General features: G+C 55.7%; 1 protein-coding gene. It reads left to right on the top strand.

Annotated elements, in window-relative coordinates:
- Positions 1-253 (top strand): Calx-beta domain-containing protein (locus H8K55_RS21450; RefSeq protein WP_186944278.1); only part of this gene is annotated, 253 nt, incomplete at both ends.

Genomic DNA, 253 nt, shown 5'->3' with positions numbered 1-253 from the left:
GTCGGCACAGGCACGATCACGGACGGCGCAGTACCAACGATTAGTATTAGCGGTCCAGGCGACGTCAATGAAGCAGCTGGAACGGTGACGTATACCGTGACCTTAAGCAGCGCCAATGCAGCACCGGTGAGTGTGAATTACAGCACAGCCAATGGCAGTGCAGTGGCAGGCAGTGACTACACAGCCGTAGCCGGCAATGTGACATTCGCACCAGGCGAAACGAGCAAAACGATTACGGTCGCGATCACAAATG

The organism is Affinundibacterium flavidum (genome assembly GCF_014284175.1).
In the GTDB taxonomy this organism is placed as follows: domain Bacteria; phylum Pseudomonadota; class Gammaproteobacteria; order Burkholderiales; family Burkholderiaceae_D; genus Undibacterium; species Undibacterium flavidum.
The sequence above is the reverse complement of the archived record's forward strand: the minus strand, read 5'-3'. Positions and strand labels throughout refer to the sequence as shown.